We start from the raw sequence: 13,235 nt of genomic DNA, 5'->3' as shown, positions 1-13,235 counted from the left end.
AGGCTAAGTTGAAATGAATGCTATTCGGGAAAGAATCGCTAGACTAGCGTATATAAATGCAACGGTTTACACATCGCAAGGCGTTCTGAATCGAGGACGCATGATAATCAGTGGTGACGGGACTATCGTAGCTGTAGGCGGGGAAGAGCTTGCGCTGCCTAACGGCATGGATACGATTGATTTGGCAGGATATGCCGTGCTGCCTGGATTTATTGATGTGCACGTGCATGGCGGCGGCGGTTATCAAATGATGGATGGCACCTACGAGAGTCTGGACGGCATGAGCCGTTTTCATGCACAGCACGGAACGACCTCCTTTTTGGCGACAACGGATACCGATTCAGCAGAACGAATAAGCAAGGCGCTCTCGCATGCAGCAGACGCGATAAAGCGCAGTGTCGGAGGTGCTGAATTGCTTGGCGTCCACTTGGAAGGTCCTTACATTAACTTAAAGCGGTGCGGCGCTCAAAATCAAGAAAACATTCGCCTCCCAGATCTTGCTGAAATGGAACAGTTTCATGCGTCCGCGGACCATTCAATCAAGCTTGTAACGATTGCACCCGAAGTAGAGGGCGCTATGGACATGGTTCGCTGGCTTGTCGGACGCGGTATTACCGTATCGATCGGACATTCGGACGCCACGTTTGAACAAGTATACGAAGCGGTGGAGGATGGTGCTTGCCACACAACCCATCATTTTAATGGTATGAGCCCATTTCATCATCGGGAACCTGGCGTGGCGGGAGCGGGGCTGATGCTTCCTGAGTTGACCACCGAACTGATCGCTGACGGTATCCATGTCCATCCAGCAGTTGCCAAATTCCTGTTTGAGATGAAAGGCGCCAACAGGGTTTGCCTGGTAACGGATGCAGTAGGATGTGCCGGCATGCCGGACGGCATTTACGGTCACGTCAAGATGGAGAACGGGGAAGTGCTTTTGCTTGACGGTACTAGCTTAGCCGGTAGTTCATTGACCATGATCCAAGCTTTTCGAAACATGCTCGATTTCACGGGACTGCAGCCAGAGGAGATATTGCCTTCATTGACGGAGGTACCTGCCCGGCAAATTGGCGACTACGATCGCAAAGGTTCGATAGCCGTCGGCAAAGATGCCGATTTTGTTATCGTCGATAAGCTTTGGGAAGTTCAAGCGACTTACGTAAAAGGAAACAAAGTTTATGAGCTTAGATAAAGTTGATAAAACAATCGCTAAATCGTTCATCATTGGAACGATTTTTTGTTTTCTCATCGGTATGTAATAAAAGGTTTGCATAAGTAGATATCGGTTTGTTTCGTCCCATTGTATAATGAGATATCTTAAAATACACGGCTAATTGGCAAGACCGCCTGTTGAAGAGAGGAATCCAGGATGATTCGAATTCCCTATGTGTCGATACTTTCTAAGCTAATGATCATTTTCCTACTTATTATTACTATTTTATATGGCTTGAATTTTGCCGTGAATGAGATGGGCGTTAGGAAAAATCGAGAAGAACTAACCAAATCACTCATTAGTTCCGTGCAATCCATCAATAAAATATGGGAAACCGATATCCAACGGATCTCCACGGCGCTCAGGCAAAGTGCGGTCGAGATTGCCGTTCTGAATGCAGAAACGCCTGGCTACCCCACAGATGATTTAGAACGGGTAAGCATGGTCATGAATATTCGCAAGCAGCTGGATTATGTTCAGCGGACAAGCCGATTTATTAGGCTTACAACCGCTTATTTGCCGAATCTGAGGGGAACTTTATCTGTTGAGAATTTGGTTCCATCCATAAACATGGAGGATTTCCAAGGGCTTCAGAAAAAGACAGCGGATAGTCCCTTCGTGTACTACGATAACCGGTTATACATGAGCGTCCCTTACACGAATACAAGTACCAGCAACCAACAAACCATGGATGAATTATTCATCCTGGCCGCTGAGCTATACCCGGATCAGATCAGCCTCATTCTGGACAATATTATTGGCTACAAGGACAGCGGCGCTTTCATTGTTCATCCGAGTCAAGGTTGGGAAATAGGTGGAATCCAAAACTCCAAGATGAGTGAAACCTTGAAGCAGCTCGTAATGGGGCAAGATTTCTCCCGCAAGACCAGTGCAACCGCAATGATCACATTGGATAGCCAGAAGCATTTCGTAGTCATGGAATATTCCCCGACATATGACACGATTATAGTAGCTCACATCCCAGAGGAAGAGCTCTATGTTTCACTGAAAACGTATTATTTTCTATTTCTCGCCATGTCGATCATATCCTTGGTTGTGGTGGTGGCGTTCCTATTATGGAGCTATAGAATTGTACATAAGCCCCTTAGGACCTTGTTAGGCGCCTTTCGAAAGGTAGAGACAGGGAAGTTTGACTTCTCTATTCCATATGAAGGAAAAGACAATGAATTCGGTTACTTGTTCAAACGCTTCAATACGATGACACAAAATTTGAATGTGCTGATTGAGGAAGTGTACGAACAGAAGATTCGTAGCCAACGTTCAGAGCTGAAGCGGCTACAATCGCAGATCAATCCGCATTTTCTATACAATAACTTCTTCGTACTCTCTCGCTTGATCAGTAGAGGGGATCAGGAGAATGCAACTAAATTCTCTACGTTTCTGGGGCACTACTTTCAGTTCGTAACCCGGGATGCCGAGGAAGAGATTTCATTAGAGCAAGAGGTTCAACATGCAAGAACGTATGTCGATATTCAATCCGTCTGTTATAGCGGGCTTGTAGCTATTTCATTTGCCGAGGTACCTGATGAGCTGAAAAGCAAGCTTGTCCCGAGACTTATTATTCAACCTGTCATCGAGAATTGCTACAAATATGTATTCCAGCATGTGTTAGGACGCGGCAAGTTGAACATTGATTTCGTTGCGCTGCCAGGGAGTATGTCTATTGTTGTGGAGGATAGCGGAAATGAGCTTTCGGATGCTGCCATCGAGAAGCTTCATAACAGCTTAGCGGATGCTTCGGACGGCACCGCTGAGAGCACAGGACTCATTAACGTACACCGCCGCATTCAGATTAAATATGGGAACGGATCAGGTATTTACGTCAGTCGGAGCGAAATAGGCGGGCTGCGTGTAGAAATAAAAGTACGGATAAGTGAGGACTGATACCATGCACAGGCTGCTGATTGTTGATGACATGCCGATCATCGTAGATGGATTAGCCGAAATGTTCGAGGAGCAGGAAGCGTGTGAGTTGGAGATTTATAAGGCTTATTCGGTACCGCAGGCTTTGGAGATTCTCGAGAAGACCAAGATTGATATTGTGCTCTCTGACATTATGATGCCCGTCAAGACAGGTATCGATTTATTGAAAGAAATTCGGGTACTCTGGCCAAGAAGCAAGGTGATTTTCCTTACTGGATTTAATGATTTCAACTATGCGAGAGAGACGTACTCTTTAGGGGCCTTCGATTACATATTAAAGACGGAAGGCGATGCCAAAATTCAGGATTCGGTATCCAGGGCGATTCTATCCTTGCAATCCGAGCTGGAAGCGGAATTTCTGAATCACAAGACAAAGCATCAGTTCAAACTGGCCATACATTCTTTGCAGAAGCAGTACTTGTACGAAATGGCTGAAGGAAAGTGGTCGGTTAGCGCCTTGAGAGAGCAATTCGAGCAATTGGAGATGCCGTACAATCATGAAGCTCCGATCTTCATCGCTCTAGCAAGGCTGGATGGTTGGAAGCAGTCTCTTAATCCGTCTGATCGGATGCTGTTACTAGATGCGGCCCAGAATGTGATGGATGAATACTTTCGGGATACCGTCGTGCTGAGGACCATTGTTTACAATCGGGTGCAAATGCTTTGCGTGTTTCAACTCCGAAGTCAGGAGCAAGAGGGCTTCGCGGAGAATCGGGCACCACTGTATATTTACGGTATGCTGGAGTCGGTTCAGGATACTTGCAAGAGCTTGCTCCAATTGGAAGTTTCCTTTCTCTTAGGAGCAGAGTCTTTGGAGTGGCGTGCTTTATCCAACAGCTTCCACCGCTTGGAGCTATTGGCTGAGCAGGGTCTTGGCTTAACGCCAGGGATGCTGTTTACCGATAGCGAGCTCGAGCAGATGAACTTAGATGAAGGGGAAGGGCAGGAGCACCGAACGGCGATTCCTTTTCAATTTCGTCCAGGGCAATACGGTGGGTTAATCGATTTGTTGCAGAATGGTCAGCAAATGGAATTTATGCATCTGTACCGTGAACTGTGTGAGCATACCCGATCGAATGCTGCGTCCATATCTGCCCAATTGGAGATCTATCACTTCTTATCTTCTATGTTCATTACCTACATGAATCGCATGCAGCTTTTCACAGATCTGTCAGCGATGATGAACGTAGATAAGCTATTCGGCTATGACCCCAAACGCCGTTGGGAGGAGTATTTGAATTTCTTTGAGCAGTTGGCCGACACGGTCTTTGCATCCTCATCTTCCAATCTATCGGAGCGCACGAATCGGATTGTTCGTGAGATCGAGGTCTATATCGAGGAGAAGCTTAGCAGTGATCTGTCCTTAACTAAACTTGGCGAGCATCTCCATATAAACCCCTCCTACTTGTCCCGGTTATTCAAGCAGCTGTCGGGACATAAGCTGTCTGATTATATTGCGGAGGTTAGATTGAGAAAGTCCAAGGAACTGCTGCGAACACCTATGAAAATTCACGAGATTGCAGAGGAAGTTGGATATTTGTCGGGCATCGCTTTCGCTCGGTTTTTCAAGAAATACACGAGTATGACACCGCAGGAATATCGTGATAAGTCTTTATAAAACAAGAAGGGCTGGCTCGTAGGTCTATGATGACCTTCTGGGACAGCCCTTCCTGTATGATTACTTGTAAATGCGTATTATATAAACCATTTTTGTCAATTGTAAACCGAGTTCTACTAAAGTAAAAAGTAGTTTATTGGAGTAAAGAACCGTTAGTACCAGAAGGAAGAGGCGACAATGTACAATCAGCTTAGGCATCCTAGCCTGCATGATAGAGATAGTAGGAGGAGAGCGAGACATGATGGCGCATTTGCTAGAGGATTTTGTGCAAGGGAGTACGGTTTGGACCGGAAACTTGCACAAAGGGATGGGGAAGCTTCCGAATGGATTACTTGGAGGAACGATCCGAGGTATCGCAGAGACAGTTGGATTAGAAGCGGATTGGAGCGGGTACCAGTCCTTGCAATTTATGATTTACAACCCTTGGGATCGCGTAGCTATTGGTGGAATTGAGCTGCTCGACCAGCAATCATTAGCGAGTCCGGATCGTGAATTTGGTGATGTAGTGGACAGAGGCAGGGCCCTGATGCTTGGCGAAGGTTTGACACATGTGATCATTCAGATTGCGCCAATCCAGACTCAACGAGGGGACCGCATGTTGAATTTGCAACAAATCGCAAAGGTTGTGCTTCGCATGCCAGAGCCCAGGACAGGGGAAGAACCTATATCCATTTCTTCCCTTCGGCTGTCTGATCAGCGAAAAGAGGTGGATAGCCATGAATGCGTTCAGCCAGGCGATTCCATCATTTTCTTAAAGCATCTGGATATTTACTGCTATACGTATGAGCCCGAAAACTATGTCGATCCTATAGAGGTAGTCCAACTAAAGCAAGAACTGGAACACGAACTGGAGCGGTTGGTGAAGGTGATCGAGATTGCTGAGATCAACGGGAAGCAGACACATTATGCTCGTGCAGCTAAGCTTATGGCTGATATAGCCCTCAAGCTGCGACCTATGCTTGCTTGGCACTTCGCACCTCAAGCCAAGCTGCGTAACATGCAAGGAGCCATGGTCGAGGTGATCAAGCAAAGGACGATTCTCGAGCATTTCACCACTTCGAAGAAGTTCGAGGATGACGAGGATGACGCCAATGTGCCTCTGTCGCTTGTGAAGCCGATTCCTGATTTCAAGTCGCTAACCATTAAAGGAAATGCTTATGTAGATGCATCAGAGACCCCAGTCTTGATCTGTTCAGTAAGCTATCATAATGATGGAGCCTTGATGCAGTTTTTCTCACCTGAGCAGCATAAAACCGAAATTTTCGCCGTAGGGGGCGGTTCCCGTTACGATATAGAGTGGTCCCCGGTTTATGAAGCGTTCCATCGCCATAAAGACACGAAACGGGTGGGTTGGAAGGGCTGGTGCGGTCACCTGATTAAGGATCAGTGGGCCATGGGCGGTCGGAAGGAAAATGTGATTATTTGCTTGGAGAACGAGCATATCATGGAAGCCATCGATCAGTATAATGCTGAACATGCCCCAGGGTGGCTGAGCATGCCCAACCTGATGTATATCATCCTGGGATATGAATTAACTTATATGTGTTATTGCAATACTTCGATAGCGCGGTACAGGGAATGGTTGCAGGAGCGTCATGGCAGCTTGGATCGATTGAATGAACGATGGGGCACGAAGTATGTAGCGTTCAGCGAGATCGTACCGCCTCCGACCCATGGATTCGCTCCTAACCTTGACGTTAACCGAGCCGCATGGCTGGATTGGACCAATTGGAATACAAGAAGATTTACAGACCACCTGATTCGGACGAAAGCGTCGATCCGTAAGTTTCACGCGACGATTCCGATCTGTGCTGGTGGCACTCATAGCATGATGAGTCCGGATAACGGGACTACTGGCATCGATGAGGAGCTGATCATTAACGAAGTAGACGATGTGATTCTGCACGAGGGCAATGATCTCCTCAGCATCGACCTTCTCCGAGCATTGGCGGATAGTCCCAAGCCTATGGTAGATCCTGAGCAGGAAGGGGATAGCTCTCGATGGCTGCTCAACTATTTGCATGGCAAAACTTCAATCTCGAAGTTCTGGTGGCCCAAGCAACCGTCACGTCAATTTCCGATGAGTACGATGAACTCGCCCGCTCATGGGGATATGTCCTCAGAGAAGGTGGCTGAGATGCTCTATACCGCTCTTGACGTCCGCAGATTGAATAAGGAGATCACGGCGTTCTGGGACATGCCAAAAGAGGTAGCGATTCTGTATTCGAAGACGAATATGCTTCAAGTGCCGCCTGAACTACTGCGTGCCGATTCGACACCTTACTTAACTTCGTTGCGCAGCTGCTATGCTTCAGCTCGTTCTTTGGATACAAGTGTCACCTTCATAAGCGAGAGGCAGCTAGTCAATGGGATTGCACCAAGATACAAGCTGATCGTCTTACCTGCTGCCAAGTATATGCCTGAGGAGGTATTCGCTTCGCTTGACCGTTATGTACGCGCAGGAGGACATGTATTGGTCCTGCCGGAGTCGCTCATAGGGGATGAGTATTGTCGTCCGCAGAGCTACTTGCAGCAGTGGGGCATTCGTATTATGGAGACGATAGCTCCGGATATCGCCCATTATGGCGAGATGGAGCAGCGCTATGATCAGAATTTACAGCGGACGGTCTATTATGAGAATGGCAAGGATGCTGAAGCTGCTGAGTTTGTACCAGCTTTTCAAACTCTAGGGCAGCTGTCTTACTCTGGGTTAATCCAGAGAGTCGAACTCATTCAAGGGGAGAGTATGGTTCGGGACCGTGAGGGACGGACTATGTTATCCCAGCATGAAATCGGTCTTGGGAAGGTATGGTACGCTGCTGGAACACCGTCTGATGAATCACTTATGGAACTCCTGGATGAACTGTACAATATCGCTGAGGTCGATCGTCCGCTGCGGGTTACGGATCTGGAGGGCAATCGTGTGGTAGGCTTAGAGGCTCGACTCGTTCGTCGTAAGCACGAAGATCTGGTGTATGTAGCCAATGAGAGCGGGAGGACTGTCTCCTTCCAGTTGCAGACAGATCGATCCTGTCAAAGGATCCGGGAATTGCGCTCCTCGAAGGAATATGCTGTTCCAGTCGGCACAATTGCGCACAAGGACACACAGCTGTTCTCGCTGCAAGAAGATCCTTCCATCCGAATCCGAGCGCAATCCATTCATTTGCAAGAAAATTGAACTAATTCCGATATAAGTAAAGATTGGTTAGCATTAGTCAAAACTGAACTGTTTAAAGTGATCAGGAGTCAACCCTATAATTAAGGTGTCAAGTCTTAACGAAGACTTATATTTAAAAGGGGAGTGTAATCAAATGAAAAAGATTTCTACGATCTTAGCTGCAACCTTGCTAACTGGTGTACTCGCGGCGTGTAGCGATTCCACACCACAATCCACATCAGCAGGCAGCGCGACACCAGCAGGGAGCACAACACCTAAGTCCACAAACACACAGCCAGCCACACTCAGCATGATGGTACAGAATCATCCCGCACAACCATTGAAAGATGACTGGGCAATTTGGCAAGTGTTCGAGAAGTCCGCTAATACGAAGCTGAAGGTTTCAGGTTACCAAGGCAACTGGTGGGAATCGATACCGCTCATTATTGCCTCGAATGAAATGCCTGATATCATGTGGATGTCCGGCTACTCCTTCGTGCAGAAGTTCGGTGGTGGCGGCGCACTCGTCAACTTCCTAGATCATATGGACAAAATGCCGAATTTCAAGAAGTGGATGGAGACGCACCCGGTTGAATCAAAGCTGCCGCTCAATAACGAAGGAAAACTATTCTTGACACCTACGGCTGGGGCAACATCACCAGTAGGCAACGGGATCATGCTCTATCGCGATGATATCTTCAAGAAGAACAACCTGAAGGCACCTGCTACCTTCGATGAGCTTTATACGGTCTTGAAGGATCTGAAAAAGCTGTATCCTGATAGTACACCATGGGTTTGGCAGAAAGGCTTGGCAACCCTGAATTATATTTCCCCGAGCTGGGATACGCGCCATGGCTACTATTTCAATGAGCAAACCAAAGCTTGGACTTACGGCCCAAGTGAAGACAGCTACCGTAAGATGATTGAATATTTGAATAAGCTGTACGCGGAAAAACTGGTGCCGACCGAGTTCCTATCACTCGACAGCAAGCAACGTGACGATTTCATCGCCAACAGCAAGGGCTTCATCTTCAATGGTTATTTAAGTAATCTGGATAACTTCAACAATAACGTACGCAAGACAACGCCTGAGTTTACAATGGCGCACATGGCTCCTCCTAAAGGACCAACAGGCAAAGCGTTCCATGGAACATCTTCGTACTACGACGAAGGTCTGACGGTATCCTCGACATCTAAGAATCTCGATGCTGCCTTGAAGCTGATTGACTGGTTGTATACAGATCAAGCTAAAGAAGTGTTGAGCTGGGGATTGGAAGGCGTAACATATTCGAAGACTAATGGCACGAAGAAGTTCATGCCAGAAATTACAACGACTGCGATTGCAGCTAAGAATTACGGTCTAGGCAGCTCTGGTACGAAGATCTGGGTAGATGAAGAAGCAGGGATGTCCCTGATGTCTGCAGAGACGAAGACGGCATTAAGCGAAGCAGTCAAGTTCGCAGGCCCAAGTCCGTTGCTGCCAGCATTCAACAATGCTGAACAAGAGATCGTGAACTTGAAGGGTGAAGCTATCAACAAGTACATGGAAGAGAATATCTCCAAGTTCATTATTGGCAGCCGTCCACTTAGTGAATGGCCTCAATATGTGGAAGGCCTGCAAAAGCTAGGTTTAGGTGATGTGGTCAAGATGTATACGAATGCTGATGCACGCGTGAAGAAGAAATAATCTTGGAGAGTAACCCTCCCTCTTGATGAGGGAGGGCATTCAATTACTGGTAGGGGCTGAGCCTGATGAACAACACAGAGATCCAAGCTGCTAAACGTAGTCACCCCGCAGCTATAAGAGATCGCAAATCATTTATGAAGCGACTCAAGGATGCGAAATACTTGCTTATCCTTTTTGCACCGGCAATGGTGTTCTATATCTTGTTCGATTACTTGCCGATGTTCGGGCTCGTGATCGCTTTCAAGGACTATAATGCGTTCAAGGGCATCTGGGCGAGTGAATGGGTAGGCTTTAAATATTTTTCATTTTTCTTCCAAAATCCAGATTTTCTAGTCTTGCTTAAGAATACACTTCTGCTCGGGTTCTACAGTATCTTATTCGGATTCCCAGCACCAATCTTGCTAGCATTGCTTATAAATGAACTTCGTTCCACAGTATTCAAACGCTTCGTGCAGACAGTAAGTTATTTGCCCCACTTTATCTCGAATGTCATTATGGTGAGCATGATTATTATGTTCTTATCGCCCACAAGCGGATTGATTAATCAGATCGTAGAATGGTTTGGAGGGGATGCGATCTATTTTCTCTCGAAGCCTGAATATTTCCGGACGATCTTCGTTACATCTGGGATATGGCAGGGGGTAGGATGGGGAACCATTATTTATTTGGCTGCCTTGTCAGCCATAGATCCTCATTTATATGAAGCGGCAGAGATGGACGGGGCTGGACGTTGGAAAAAGATGTGGCATGTTACCCTTCCTGGTATTGTTCCCGTTATCTTCATTCTATTAATTCTGAATGTGGGTAGTTTGATGTCTACTAGCTTTGAGAAAGTGTACTTACTCTATAATCCTCTTATTTACTCAACAGCAGATATTTTCTCGACGTATACGTATCGTGTTGGTTTGCTGCAAGGGAACTTCAGTTATTCAACGGCTATAGGGATGTTCAATGGCATTACAAGCTTCATCTTGCTGTATTTGGCTAATTTTGCAGCGAAAAAAATCAAACAGGTCAGCCTGTGGTAGGGAGTGAGAATGATGAAGCGCACTAGATTCAGCTTGTTCGACGCCATCAATATCTTCATCTTGTTGTGCCTGATCTTCGTCACTCTGTATCCCTTCATATATTTAATCAACGTATCTCTGAGCAGTGAAGTCTATGTACTGCAGAACCGGGTATCCTTCTGGCCGAGGGGATTCACTACACAGTGGTATGAGCTGGTTTTTCACGATAAGAAAATATGGATCGGATATCGTAATACAATACTTTATGTCGTACTAGGTACTTTGATCTCCTTGACGGTTACCTCGATGGCCGCTTATGCCCTTTCCAAGAAGAAGATGATCTTCGGGAAGCAATTCACGCTTGCCATCATCTTCACGATCTTGTTCAGTGGAGGTATGATTCCATCTTACTTAGTTGCTAAAGAACTGGGGATCGTCAATTCGATTTGGGCGATGGTGCTTCCTGGGGCGGTAAATACGTTTCACCTGCTGATATTCCGTACCTTCTTCGAGGGCATTCCGGAAGAATTGGAGGATGCGGGCCGAATGGATGGGTTGAATGATATTGGATTATTCACCCGGATCGTCGCTCCTCTATCGAAGCCAGTTTATGCTTCTATTGGATTGTTCGTAGCCGTAGGGATCTGGAACAATTTCTATAGCGCGCTGCTCTATCTTAGGAACCCGGACTTATTGCCCTTACAGGTCATCCTGCGGGACTTAATTATTGCCGGTTCGAACGCCGATTCGATCGCATCCACAGCTGCGGCCAAGTCAGGTTCCGAGACCATTGTAGTCGAGTCATTGAAATATGCCACGATTATTGTCAGTACGTTGCCGATCCTTTTGGTATATCCATTCCTGCAAAAATACTTTGTGAAGGGCGTTATGATTGGATCTGTAAAAGGGTAGGGACATTCAGGGGGAGGAAGATAAGGATGATTCTGGTTCAAGGGATTCGAAATCAGATTGCCGAGTGGTCGTATGTAACCGAACAAACTTATCAAGACCCGTTCAATGAGATTGAACTGGATGTGATGCTTACGGATGAAGAGGGGAAACATTGGACAGTACCGGCATTTTGGACAGGAGCCAGTGAATGGAAACTTCGGTTCACACCTCCGTCTGCGGGGCGTTACTTGTTCAGATCGATCTGCTCGGATATGAATAATCACGAGCTGCATGGTGTAGATGGGATGCTTGAGGTTTCAAGCGATGATGCCCATCTGAGCCCGTTGCTTCGGCGCGGAGCCATTCAAGTTAGCACCAATGGTCGATATTTCGAGCATGCGGACGGTACACCATTCTTGTGGCTGGCGGATACATGGTATACATGCTTGACGAAGCGCATGGATTCCCCGGGTATGCTAGAAACGCTAATAGCGGATCGAGTGGAAAAAGGATTCTCCGTCGTTGAAATTAGTATTGGACTGGGACCCGAGACCCCGGCTTTCGATCCGAGAGATGAGAACGAAGCCGGGTATCCATGGGAAGATGATTTCACTAGAATTAGACCCTCATACTTCGACGAGGCCGACCGAAAGATTCAGTACATTGTGGAGTCCGGTCTCGTACCTTGCCTCATCGGTTCATGGGGATATTACCTGAAATGGATGGGAACCGAGAAGATGGAGCGGCATTGGCGTTACTTAATCGCTCGCTATGGGGGGTATCCCCTATTCTGGTGTCTCGCTGGTGAGTGCAACATGCCGTTCTATGGGAGCAAGCAGCCGGAGCGAGGTCAGGATGTCGCCATGCTGAAGCGAGAATGGACGAATGTGGCCGCTTATGTGAGTCGTACCGACCCTTATAGACACCCTGTGACCACACATTCTAACGCGTTTCACTCATCTCGAAGTCAGCTTGAGGACGGCTCGCTGTTGGATTTTGAATTGCCTCAGGCTGGGCATGGTGATACCGGTCGATATACGGAGCTGCATCAAGCTGCACGGCATTATATCGATATAATAGGTGCGAAGCCTTCGGTACCGGTTATTAGTGCAGAAGCGTTCTATGAGGGCATTATGGGCCGTAACTTCGCTGATGTGCAGCGGTTTCTATTCTGGAGCAGCCTGATTTCTGGGTCGGCAGGGCATACGTATGGCACGATTGCTGTAGCGTTGACCAATTCAGAGAATGGCACATTCGGGTCCCATCCTAGCGGAACGATGTGGGATGATCATGTATGGGAGCAGGCTATTCACTTCTTAGGCTCGGCGCATGTTGGCGCGGGGAAACGAATTCTGGAGCGGTTTGATTGGTGGAGATTGGAGCCTAGTCAAGCGTCAATTGAGCCTAGTGCCGGGTCTGAAGAATACTTTAACCCTTACTGCGCTGTAATTCCGGGGCAAGCGATTCTGCTCTATGTTCCGATTCTGTTAACCCCTTGGAATGATCCTGTGAGCGTAAGAGGGCTTGATCCTCATTTATCGTACCGAGCCAGTTTTATCGATCCTCGGAATGGCAGTACCCATGTCATCGGTGACATTCGCCCAGACGATGAGGGAGTATGGGTATTGCCTGTACCACCTGTAATGCTTGACTGGGTTGTGGTTTTGGAGTAAATAGATAGGGGCTGAAAAAATACGGACGTACAGATTAGTTAAGCG

Annotated in this window: 8 protein-coding genes; all 8 read left to right on the top strand. The window is 47.2% G+C overall.

All coding sequences use genetic code 11. The features are described 5' to 3' along the window. The first annotated feature begins 13 nt into the window (after positions 1 to 13). The 8 genes from nagA (at position 14) to AC58QG_RS02540 (ending at position 13,190) form a co-directional block, all read left to right on the top strand. On the top strand, positions 14 to 1,192 hold the full coding sequence (nagA, locus tag AC58QG_RS02575; RefSeq protein WP_497360467.1) for an N-acetylglucosamine-6-phosphate deacetylase: 1,179 nt from the start codon (positions 14 to 16) through the stop codon (positions 1,190 to 1,192). A gap of 177 nt (positions 1,193 to 1,369) precedes the next feature. Beyond that, positions 1,370 to 3,118: a sensor histidine kinase gene (locus tag AC58QG_RS02570; protein ID WP_497360465.1), complete on the top strand. Its 1,749-nt coding sequence runs from the start codon at positions 1,370 to 1,372 to the stop codon at positions 3,116 to 3,118. A 4-nt stretch (positions 3,119 to 3,122) separates the two neighbouring features. Further along, positions 3,123 to 4,775: a response regulator gene (locus AC58QG_RS02565; protein WP_497360463.1), complete on the top strand. Its 1,653-nt coding sequence runs from the start codon at positions 3,123 to 3,125 to the stop codon at positions 4,773 to 4,775. Between the two features lie 238 nt (positions 4,776 to 5,013). Continuing rightward, positions 5,014 to 7,953, top strand: a complete 2,940-nt coding sequence (locus AC58QG_RS02560; protein WP_497360461.1) for a beta-galactosidase — start codon at positions 5,014 to 5,016, stop codon at positions 7,951 to 7,953. A gap of 133 nt (positions 7,954 to 8,086) precedes the next feature. Next, positions 8,087 to 9,619, top strand: coding sequence for an extracellular solute-binding protein (locus AC58QG_RS02555; RefSeq protein ID WP_497360459.1), 1,533 nt, complete (start codon positions 8,087 to 8,089; stop codon positions 9,617 to 9,619). 65 nt (positions 9,620 to 9,684) lie between these two features. Further along, positions 9,685 to 10,647 (top strand): ABC transporter permease, encoded by a 963-nt coding sequence (locus tag AC58QG_RS02550; RefSeq protein ID WP_497360457.1) that lies wholly within the window; start codon positions 9,685 to 9,687, stop codon positions 10,645 to 10,647. Between the two features lie 9 nt (positions 10,648 to 10,656). Continuing rightward, positions 10,657 to 11,538, top strand: a complete 882-nt coding sequence (locus AC58QG_RS02545; protein ID WP_497362764.1) for a carbohydrate ABC transporter permease — start codon at positions 10,657 to 10,659, stop codon at positions 11,536 to 11,538. 26 nt (positions 11,539 to 11,564) lie between these two features. Continuing rightward, positions 11,565 to 13,190, top strand: coding sequence for an apiosidase-like domain-containing protein (locus AC58QG_RS02540; protein ID WP_497360455.1), 1,626 nt, complete (start codon positions 11,565 to 11,567; stop codon positions 13,188 to 13,190). Positions 13,191 to 13,235: the final 45 nt, after the last annotated feature.

The sequence above is a fragment of the Paenibacillus sp. J22P169 genome, assembly GCF_059691995.1.
This window is presented reverse-complemented; position numbering and strand designations above follow the sequence as displayed.

Coding starts and splice junctions, on each gene's coding strand:
- nagA (WP_497360467.1), top strand. CDS start 14: ATGAATGCTATTCGGGAAAGAATCGCTAGACTAGCGTATATAAATGCA.
- AC58QG_RS02570 (WP_497360465.1), top strand. CDS start 1,370: ATGATTCGAATTCCCTATGTGTCGATACTTTCTAAGCTAATGATCATT.
- AC58QG_RS02565 (WP_497360463.1), top strand. CDS start 3,123: ATGCACAGGCTGCTGATTGTTGATGACATGCCGATCATCGTAGATGGA.
- AC58QG_RS02560 (WP_497360461.1), top strand. CDS start 5,014: ATGATGGCGCATTTGCTAGAGGATTTTGTGCAAGGGAGTACGGTTTGG.
- AC58QG_RS02555 (WP_497360459.1), top strand. CDS start 8,087: ATGAAAAAGATTTCTACGATCTTAGCTGCAACCTTGCTAACTGGTGTA.
- AC58QG_RS02550 (WP_497360457.1), top strand. CDS start 9,685: ATGAACAACACAGAGATCCAAGCTGCTAAACGTAGTCACCCCGCAGCT.
- AC58QG_RS02545 (WP_497362764.1), top strand. CDS start 10,657: ATGATGAAGCGCACTAGATTCAGCTTGTTCGACGCCATCAATATCTTC.
- AC58QG_RS02540 (WP_497360455.1), top strand. CDS start 11,565: ATGATTCTGGTTCAAGGGATTCGAAATCAGATTGCCGAGTGGTCGTAT.